Source organism: Acetobacter sp. (genome assembly GCF_047721705.1).
In the GTDB taxonomy this organism is placed as follows: domain Bacteria; phylum Pseudomonadota; class Alphaproteobacteria; order Acetobacterales; family Acetobacteraceae; genus Acetobacter.
In genome coordinates, this window is sequence record NZ_JBDNXK010000113.1 from 1 (window position 1) to 9320 (window position 9320).

Consider the following 9320-nt stretch of genomic DNA (forward strand, 5'->3'; position numbering starts at 1 on the left):
GGCTTATGGACTGCCGAAAGATCCGATGCATTTTGAACGGTTCGAGAAATTCAATTGGTTCGGCATTCTCGTAGGTCTTCCTGCCATATGTTCATTGGTCATTGTGCTGTACCAAGGTGATCGGCTTGACTGGTTTCGTTCCCCCATCATCACGAATCTGACGTTCTGGGGTGGGGCTGCGTTCATCGTCTTCGTCATCAACGAGGCGTTTCATCCCAGCCCGTATTTCAAGGTTCAGTACTGGCGTCAGCGCAACATTCAGGCTGCCCTGCTGTCGCTGATTGGTATCCTCGCGATCTGTTCCATCATGGGTGAAATCCCCTCAACCTATCTGGAAGTTGTGCAGGGTTACAGGCCCATCCAGGCTGCGCCTGTCTCTTTGGTCGTGGCGCTGCCACAGCTTTTCATGCTTCCGTTAGTCGCTGCCATCTGCAATTCGCAACGTGTTGATTGCCGCTACGTGCTGGCCGGCGGTATGTTGTGTCTCGCCGCTGCTGCATGGCTTGGCACATGGCTTACGGTCGATTGGGTGCGTGACAACTTTTACCTGTTGCAAACCCTCCAGGTCTTTGGCCAGCCCATGACGGTTATTCCCACGCTCATGCTGGCGACCATGGCCATGGGGCCTGCAGATGGTCCGTTCATCTCCGGCATGGTCAACATGCTCAAAGGACTGGCCAACGCGGTAGCGTTTGCTCTTTTCGGGGCGCTGAGCAGACGGCGTGAGCAATATCACTCCACCATGCTGCTTGATCATCACGGCACACATGGTCTGGCTCTGCAAGGCATGAGCGATCCCATCAATCGACAGTTATCGGTTACTTCGCCTGATGCGGGACATGTCGCGCACAATACGCTCGAAGTGTTCCATACCTATGTGCACGAGCAATCCTTCGTGCTGGCCATGAATGATATTTACTACATCCTGATCTGGGTGTGCCTCGGCTATGCCGCAATGAATCTTGTCTTGCCGCGACGTGTTTATCCGCCGCGTGCCCCCTCACCAAATGCTCCTGCCCGCTAATCCGGAATGACTGACCATGATCTATAAAAAACCACTTCTTTACGCGGGATGTGCCGCAGGTGTTCTTGCCGTTATCGCCTGGGGGGGGGCCCGCTTCGTCAATGGCAACGGTGTCGATCAATACACTAACGACGCTTACATCACGGCCGATTTTCCGACCGTAGCGCCCAAGGTTTCCGGCCGTATCGATCGGGTTATCGCCCAGGATAACCAATTGGTTCACGCAGGTGAGGAACTGGCACACATTGAAGATGATGATTATCGTGCAGCTCTCGACGTGGCTAAAGGAAATGTCCTGGCAGCGCAAGGTGATGTCGCCAATCTTGAAGCCGAAATTGCCCGACAGGATGCTGTGATCGCAGGTGCGCGGGCCGCCGTTCAGTCTGATGAGGCGGATCTGGTTTTCGCCCGGCAGAACGCAGCCCGCTACCGTAACCTGTCCTCGGGTGGTGCGGGCACGATCGAGCAGAAGCAGCATTCCGAGGCGCAGGAAAAGGAAGCTCAAGCTGTGATTGCACGAGATCAGGCTGGTGTCGATGCTGCCACTCGACAGGTAGCAGTCCTCAAGGCGCAGCTCGAACGTGCACAGGGCGTATTGCTTCGTGCTCAGGGTGACATGAAACAGGCTGAACTGAACCTGTCCTACTGCACCATTCCAGCGCCAATAGATGGTGTTGTGGGTGAGCGTGGCGTACGTGTGGGAAATTATGTGAACCCAGGCTCAGGTATCCTTGCTGTTGTTCCAACACGTCAGGCCTATGTGCTGGCCAACTTCCAGGAAACGCAGCTTACCAAGGTCCAAGCCGGTCAGCGCGCCACGATCTGGGTTGATACGTTCCCAGGTCATCCGCTGAGAGCACATGTAGACTCTCTTGCTCCGGCTACCGGGGTCGCGTTCGCACCTATTCAGCCCGACAATGCCACGGGTAACTTTACCAAGGTTGTTCAGCGCATCCCCGTCAAGCTGACATTCGATCCGGGCCAGCCACTCGCGGATAAGGTCCGTGTTGGCATGTCAGTCGAGGCGAATATCGATACTTCTTCAAAGCCGGAAGGCCCCCATGCCAATGACACCCGCTATATCTGGCAGTGACACCATGAAGCGCTTTTTTTTCTCGGGCCTGTCGGCTCTGGCGCTTGCCGGATGCACGGTTGGGCCAGACTATCACAAGCCACAGGTTAAAGCGCCCGATGCTTGGCGTGCCCCCCTTCCGCAAGCGGAAAGTCAGGTCACAATGGCCTCGGTCGATCCGCAATGGTGGAAAATTTTCAACGATGCCATCCTGACTCGGCTGGAAAATGAGGTCGCTACATCCAACCTCGATCTGAAGGCGGCGAATCTTCGCCTGATGCAAAGTCAGGCCGAACGGCGCATTGCCAGTGCGGCTCAGCTTCCTCATATGGAGGCCAACGCTTCCTACGCGCGTGAGCGGGCCAGTACCAACGGCGTTCTGGGTCTGTTGGGAACGATGGAACGTGAGGGCGCAGGTACCACGGCATCGGGTGCAGGCGGATTTGGGCCGGCAGGAATGCCCGGCAGCGTTGGTAACCCTTCCTTTAACTTGCCGCAATACGGCATGAACGCATCGTGGGAAGTGGATTTCTGGGGACATGTGCGACGACAGGTTGAAGCCGCGACAGCTGCTGTGCATGCAACCGAAGAAATGCAGCGTGACACGCTTGTGTCGCTCATGGCAGAGACAGCACAGGACTATATTGATCTGCGCGCGACCCAGACCCAGGTTGGTATTCTTGAACATAATATCGAGGTCGCAGCCAACAGTGTGAAGCTGACCACCCTGCGCTTTCAGCAGGGAGCAGCCACCCGGTTGGACGTAGCCGAGGCGACGGGGCAGCTTCATACTTTTACGTCCCGTCTGGCGCCTCTAAAAGCGCAAGCTACGCATATGCTCAATGCACTGAGCTTTCTGGTGGCACGTGAGCCAGGCGCTCTTGATGTCGAACTGGGCAAACCAGCAGATATTCCTTCAGTCCCGGCAACGGTTCCTGTCGGGTTGCCATCGGAACTTGCGGAGCGTCGCCCTGACATCCGTATGGCAGCCGACCGGCTGCATGCCGCCACTGCCAGCATTGGGGTCGCGATTGCGGACTTTTTTCCGCGTGTGACGCTTTCGGGAAGTTTGGATGTACAGGCGCTCCAGTTCAGCGGACTGGGCTCATGGGCATCGCGCCAGTACGGTTTTGGCCCGACCGCCACGCTGCCCATTTTCGAAGGTGGTCGACTGACGGGGCAGCTGCATCTAAGAAAAGCGCAGCAAAAAGAAGCCGCGACGATGTTCCAGCGTACGGTGCTCAAGGCGTGGCAGGAAATCGACGATGCCATGGCTGATTTCACGGCGGCCCAAAGACGGCGCGATGAACTGGCTGACGCCGTGCATGAGAACCAGATTGCCGTGGAAACAGCTAAGGCGCAGTATGTACAGGGATCATCCGACTTTCTGAACGTGTTGACGCTTCAGAATGCGCTTCTGTCATCACAAAGCGCACTTGCTGATGCAACGGCGCATGTCGCCGGATCAGTAACCAATCTTTATCGCTCCGTAGGGGGTGGATGGCAGACATTCTATCCGGAGAAGAACAATGCCGGAAAGCGGACTTGAGGAAGGCCCATGATTACGATCATACGCGCCGCCAGTCTGGGAACGGCGCACTCCGGGGGGCTGTCGCTCCGCTGTCACTTCGCCTTCGCCGATTATCAGGACCCCACCCGTTTGCACGAGGGACGATTGCGGGCGGTCAATCTTGGCACACTTACCGCTGGGGCTGCTTATTGTATCGGTCCGGAAACCGCAGTCGACATTGTCACATTGCTGCAGGCCGGAACAATGGTAACAGAAATAGCGGGTTTTCATAAACAAAATCTCAGCGCGGGTGAAGTGCATCTTATCAGTGCCGGAACCGGCTGTGAGGTTCTGAGCTGGACTGCGGGTTCCAAGGGAGCGTCGTTTATCCAGTTCTGGTTCCTTCCCGATATGGAGGGAACCGCCCCCATACAGGACGTTCGCCCATCCTTTTCCAATCTTGAGGATGGAGGGTTCCGGATTATCGCATCTGGCTTTCCTGAGGATGATCCTGAAGATGAGGAGGTTTTTCCCGATGGTGCGCCCATGGTGCTCACAGCCAGTGCCCGGTTGCTCCATGCTGCTATCCCCGCGGGGGAGGGAGCTGCTTACCGTACGGTGCGTGGTCGTAATCTGTATCTTGTTGTGGTATCGGGTAACGTCCGTGTTGGAGAGGATGTCCTGCATGCGGGTGATGCAGCCTCACTCTGTGATAGTATAGATCTGACAGTCATGGCTGACGAAGCTGCCATTGTGCTTGTGGCTGACGTCGCCAGTTAGAGATATATCCTATCGAGGTCGGGGATATCAGGAATTTATTGACACGCAAGGGAAAAAGCGCTCTGACTTAAAAAAGTAGGTCCGGTTTCATAACTAGGGCTCGTAGGCGTTAACGTGAAACAACGCACAGAAACTGACAGCAGCATGCTGGCAGCCTGTGCGTCTGTGTATCCACAGTCACCGGTCTGTCGGCACGATAAGGATACACAGTTATGAAATTATTTCAGTCTTTCTTTGGTGCAAGTGATAGCCCGCGGGTCGTGCGTGTGCGACAGGAACTCGTGAAGCGCAAGCTTAACGTTACGGCCGTTAAGCGTCTGACCCCGCACATGATCCGTGTAACGTTGACGGGTGCCGATTTGGTCGGGTTTAATAGCCCCTCTCCTGACGATCACATCAAGATTTTCATCCCCGGTCTGGATGGTGTTCCAATCCGCCGCGACTACACGCCGCGTCGTTATGACCCGCAAAATGGCACGTTGATTCTGGATTTCGTTGACCACCATGGTGGGCCAGCAGCGGCTTGGGCACGGGCTGCCAAACCAGGGGATCGGCTTGAAATCGGTGGGCCGCGTGGCTCCCAGGTGGTCTCCGGCGTAATCGACCACTGGCTTCTGGTCGGCGATGAAACGGCGCTACCTGCGATCGGGCGGCGGGTTGAGGAGCTTCCTGCTCAGACGTCCGTTACGACTGTGGTCGCTGTGCCGGGGACGGAAGACGAACAGACCTTCGTCACAGATGCGTGTCATGTCGCCCATTGGATTCATCGACCGATGGAACAGGCGGATGCTGCTGCAGGCATTCTTGCTGTCCTCAAAAAACTGGAGATCCCGGATCGTACTTTTGTCTGGGTCGGCGCTGAGGCTCGCGTGGCGAGGGTCGTGCGCCAGTATCTTCTCGATGAGCGCAAGGTTCCGGCGCAATGGATTAAGGCATCCGGCTATTGGATGAAAGGTCAGGCCGATGCGTCCGTCAAGGATGTCGGGGATGAACGCTGAGGAGCCGAAAATGACAGATCGCTCACGCTTTCCCGCCCCTGACGATACGGTCGAGGATTTCCGGCGGCGTCTTGAAGAACGCTATCCTGATCTGCCGCGCGCAGAAGATATCGCTTCCGCCAATCCGGGTGAACTGGCTGACGCCGATGATCGGGCGCGACACTGGACAAGTGACGCTCCGGGGCCGTTACGCCCGGGCACACCTGAACACAGTCAGGCCGTCGCCCGTATGTTCCGGGAGACGTTCAATCCTTACCGTCCGTCCGTCATTGACTGGCCAAACCTCGATGCGGCAACCCTGAAGCGCATCACGTCTCTGCCGATCTGGGACATTGCGGTCGAAACCGAGGGCAAGGCCCGCCTGCGCATGGCGGCGTATGCGGACAGACTGACCGATCCGGCCATGAAGGACGCCATTCTTCGCAACGCGTGGGAAGAAAACCGGCATAAGGAAGTCCTCACGCGTCTTGTGGAGGCTTATGGCATCCCCCTCGCCAAGGAACCGCCCTACGTGGTTCCGCATGATGCCGAGTGGGCATATATGGTCACCGGTTTCTCGGAGTGCGTCGACAGCTTCTTTGCCTTCGGGCTTTTCGATCTTGCCAGGCGTTCTGCTTTTTTCCCGCAGGAGCTGATCGAGACGTTCGAACCTGTCATGCAGGAGGAATGCCGGCATATTCTCCTTTTTGCCAACTGGCTGGCCTGGCATCGTGCCACGCTTCCCGTATGGCAACGCCCCTGGTTCGAACTGAAGGTCATCGCGGTCTGGGTGTTTCTCGCCTATGAACGGATCGGCATGGTCCGCAGCATGGACGGAGAGGGAAATATCCGCGAACAGGACAACAATTTTACCGTGTCGGGGGTGAAGGATATTGCCAGTGTCGATCTTGCCCTGCCTGAATTGCTGGATCTCTGTCTTGCTGAAAATGAGCGCCGGTTTGCCGGCTATGATGCCCGCCTGAAACGTCCATGGGAAGCACCACTGCTGGCTCGGGCAATCAGAGGTGTGCTGCGTAAGGGGCAATCCGTTTCCACATGGGTCGCTTCAAAAGGTGGCGCCGCTATCAGTCCCGAAACAGGTGGCGTGGTTCTCCTCCTCACCACACTTGGTTGCGCATTATGGGCGAGGCGGTCGAAAGGCAGCCGATCGCCCAATACGCGCGCATTACGAAGGAACGGCTTCAGCCGGGGAGGAGGGAGACAATGGTCAATATAATGAACAGCAATCTGACCAGAACTGTGCTGACACTCTCTCAGTTCGCCGCCCAGAAACTCCTGCATTATGGCTTCGATCTGGCGCAAGGACGGCAGGTGAATCTCTCCATTGCTTTTGTAGACCACAGTGGGGTGCTTCTGGCGTTCGGCCGGATGGATGAGGCGCCAGTTGTCACAGTTGACGTGGCGATTGGAAAGGCCCGCACTGCGGCGTTCCTTGGTGCGCCTTCCAAGGTGTTCGAGGACATGATCAACGCGGGTCAGCCTTCCATGACGACCGTGCCTGGAATTCTGCCCTTGCAGGGCGGCGTACCCCTTGTTTCAGGAAAAGCCTTAGTCGGTGCGGTCGGCGTCAGCGGGGCCTCGGGTGAGGAGGATCAGGCGATGGCCAGTCTTATTTCTGAGGCTCTGAACAAATTATAGGCCTCAGGCCGTCTCGCAATGCATGGGGCGTATAGAAAATCTCAGACCCTAATTCCTCGAAACAGGAGATCTGTCATGAATTTCAAAAGTAAAAAAATTATCGTTATTGGCGGCGCGTCCGGTTTTGGACGCGCTGTGGCATCCAAGGCGGCCAAGCTTGGTGCCCAGGTTATGATTACCAGCCGTGAGCAAGATAAACTCACTGAGGCTCAGCGTGATTTCACCTCGGCTGGGTTTCATGTCGCAGGTTGCGTTGTTGATGCGGCGGACATTTCCAGCATCACGGCTTTTTTTGACGGGATTGACCACTTCGATCATCTCGTCTCAATGGCCGGTGGTTTCATGGGGGGCGGTTTTCTCAGTGCTGACTATGAGACGATCCGCCGGGCTATTGATGAAAAGCTGTTTGCGAACCTGCATCTTGCCCGCCATGCAGCGCCCAAGATTGCACAAGGCGGCAGTCTCGTGTTTACCGCGGGTGCCGGTGGTCGTCCTGATAATGCCTCCGGGGCCATTGTCGGGAATGACGCCATTCGCCTCATGGTGGAGGGACTTGCGGTTGAGCTGGCTCCCCGCGCTCGTGTGAATGCGGTTGCACCCACGTGGACCGAAACGCCTCTGTGGAAAAACATGCCCGCTTCCGATGTGCAGGCGACCAAAGAGCGCTTTTCAAACACTATTCCACTCAAAAGAACTGCGGAAATAGAGGAGGTGGCACAGGTTTATATTTTTCTGATGCAATGTGGATTCATTACTGGGCAGACCATTACTGTCGACGGCGGTCTGACCCTGGTGACTTGATTCCTCAAAGCTATTTTCCAGACAACATGTGATAATATCAGGCGAGTTCAATGAATTTTTTTAATGCTGGTGAGACCTGCTCTCTGTTCCACAACAGGAACAGGGTTGATTCTGCATTACGCTCACTCAGAGGGAGCGCACTCAGGCCTGCTGGCAGAAGCGCAGTCACACTCTCGGCAACGATCGAGAGGCCGAAGCCCGCGTGAACCATTCCGAAAATGGCGCTGATATTGGTGACCTTCCATGTCGGCTCCAGGGAAAGCCCATTTTTTTGAGCTATCGTTTGGACAATATGTGCGATCCCGACTTCGTCCGTATCCTGAAATCCGATCAGCGGAATGGGATGGATTTCCTGTATGGAAAGACCGGTTCGGGATGCAAGAACATGGTTTTCAGGAAGTAAAACAAACAGTTTTTCTGTAACGTATCGCTGTGTGATGCAGGTGGAGGGAACCGTTTCAAGATCCCGCACCAGTGCGACGTCAATGTTCTGTTTTGCCACAGCGGTGACAAGATCCGAGATTGATTTTTCAGCCAACGTGATCTGAACTTCGGGGAAACGCTGTCCCATCCTCTGAAGGTGATCGGGGAAAATCCGTCCTGCCAGAGCCGACCCGACATGTCCAAGAACAAGATGGCCCCTCTCCCCTCGGGCCACACTTCGTACCTCATCGATCAGGTTGTGATGATCCTTCAATAGCCGCTCCGCCGCCGCCCGACAGGCGCGGCCTGCGCTGGTCAGGTCAATACCCCGTTTTCGACGATGGAACAGCTTGACGCCAAGCGCATCTTCCAGAGCCTTGATCTGCTGGCTGAGCGCGGGCTGTGCGATGTCGAGTTTCTCCGCCGCTCGGGCGACGTGCAGGGTTTCACATACAGTGAGAAAGACGGCCAGTCTGCGTAGGGAAGCAGATGTCAGATTTTTATTCATAAGTTTTTACTTATCGATAATGCCTTATGATGAATATGGATCATATGATGGGGGCCGCATAGTCTTCCTTTCACGACAGAAAGGATAATGTCATGGATAGGACAGATCACACCGCCACCCTGCCAGTCATCGATCTCCGCTCCGCTTTGGCGCGGCTGGAGCAGTTGCCGGATGAATTGATTTCAACCGACCATGAGGTCGATCCTCGTTCTGAGCTGGCGGGTGTCTATAAACGTGTCGGAGCCGGGGGCACCGTCATGCGTCCGACCAGGACCGGCCCGGCAATGATGTTCGAGAACGTGAAAGGTTATCCTGGATCACGTGTGCTGGTTGGGCTAATGGCGAAACGTGAGCGCGTGGCCCTGCTGCTTGACAGTAAATCCGAGGGGCTTGGGCAACGGATGGGCGAGGCGGTGCTTAACGGGATTGCGCCGGTCGTAATCAAGGACCAGGCGGCTCCCTGTCAGGAACAGATCTTTCGGGCCGATGATCCCAAGTTTGATCTGCGTACTCTTCTGCCTGCTCCAACCAATACGGAAGAGGATGCTGGTCCCTATTTCTGTCTC

General features: G+C 56.0%; 8 protein-coding genes and 2 pseudogenes. 9 read left to right on the forward strand and 1 reads right to left on the reverse strand.

Features of this window, described 5'->3' with window-relative positions:
• From ABF824_RS14410 to ABF824_RS14445, 8 genes and pseudogenes are all read left to right on the forward strand, one after another.
• Window positions 1-1024 (forward strand): annotated as a pseudogene (locus ABF824_RS14410) (EmrB/QacA family drug resistance transporter); the annotation flags it as partial.
• Window positions 1025-1040: 16 nt separating this feature from the next.
• Window positions 1041-2117, forward strand: coding sequence for an HlyD family secretion protein (locus ABF824_RS14415; RefSeq protein WP_415489698.1), 1077 nt, complete (start codon window positions 1041-1043; stop codon window positions 2115-2117).
• A gap of 4 nt (window positions 2118-2121) precedes the next feature.
• Window positions 2122-3645 (forward strand): efflux transporter outer membrane subunit, encoded by a 1524-nt coding sequence (locus tag ABF824_RS14420; RefSeq protein WP_415489699.1) that lies wholly within the window; start codon window positions 2122-2124, stop codon window positions 3643-3645.
• 9 nt (window positions 3646-3654) lie between these two features.
• Window positions 3655-4386, forward strand: a complete 732-nt coding sequence (locus ABF824_RS14425; protein ID WP_415489700.1) for a hypothetical protein — start codon at window positions 3655-3657, stop codon at window positions 4384-4386.
• A 212-nt stretch (window positions 4387-4598) separates the two neighbouring features.
• Complete coding sequence (locus tag ABF824_RS14430; RefSeq protein WP_415489701.1) at window positions 4599-5384, forward strand: siderophore-interacting protein; 786 nt, start codon at window positions 4599-4601, stop codon at window positions 5382-5384.
• A 10-nt stretch (window positions 5385-5394) separates the two neighbouring features.
• Window positions 5395-6600: a ferritin-like domain-containing protein gene (locus ABF824_RS14435; protein WP_415489702.1), complete on the forward strand. Its 1206-nt coding sequence runs from the start codon at window positions 5395-5397 to the stop codon at window positions 6598-6600.
• Entirely contained in the window at window positions 6588-7022 is a 435-nt protein-coding gene (locus ABF824_RS14440) for a GlcG/HbpS family heme-binding protein (protein WP_415489703.1), read from the forward strand. The genes ABF824_RS14435 and ABF824_RS14440 overlap by 13 nt, the downstream gene beginning before the upstream one ends.
• A gap of 18 nt (window positions 7023-7040) precedes the next feature.
• Window positions 7041-7823: an SDR family oxidoreductase gene (locus ABF824_RS14445; protein ID WP_415489704.1), complete on the forward strand. Its 783-nt coding sequence runs from the start codon at window positions 7041-7043 to the stop codon at window positions 7821-7823.
• A gap of 37 nt (window positions 7824-7860) precedes the next feature.
• Here ABF824_RS14445 and ABF824_RS14450 read toward each other — a convergent pair whose 3' ends face one another.
• Window positions 7861-8754 carry a LysR family transcriptional regulator gene (locus tag ABF824_RS14450; protein ID WP_415489705.1) on the reverse strand — a complete coding sequence of 298 codons (894 nt, stop codon included), beginning with the start codon at window positions 8752-8754 and terminating at the stop codon, window positions 7861-7863.
• 92 nt (window positions 8755-8846) lie between these two features.
• Here ABF824_RS14450 and ABF824_RS14455 point away from each other — a divergent pair.
• Window positions 8847-9320 (forward strand): annotated as a pseudogene (locus ABF824_RS14455) (UbiD family decarboxylase); the annotation flags it as partial.